The following is a 229-nucleotide window of genomic DNA, read 5'->3' as shown; positions in this document are numbered from 1 at the left end:
GGTTCTCCGCGAAATCTATTTAGGTAGAGCGTCGACCGAATACCCTCGGGGGTAGAGCACTGGATGGGCTATGGGGACTCACCGTCTTACTGATCCTAACCAAACTCCGAATACCGAGGAGTACTAGTCGGCAGACACACGGCGGGTGCTAACGTCCGTCGTGAAAAGGGAAACAACCCAGACCGTCAGCTAAGGTCCCCAAATCCTGGTTAAGTGGGAAACGATGTGG

At 54.1% G+C, this 229-nt stretch carries 1 rRNA gene; it reads left to right on the top strand.

What is annotated here, in order from left to right:
• Positions 1-229, top strand: a 23S ribosomal RNA gene (locus tag R0J92_RS27425); the annotation flags it as partial.

Source organism: Tritonibacter sp. SIMBA_163 (assembly GCF_046535935.1).
GTDB lineage: Bacteria > Pseudomonadota > Alphaproteobacteria > Rhodobacterales > Rhodobacteraceae > Epibacterium > Epibacterium scottomollicae.
Note: the sequence above shows the minus strand (reverse complement) of the source record. Positions and strands in the feature narration are given on the sequence as shown.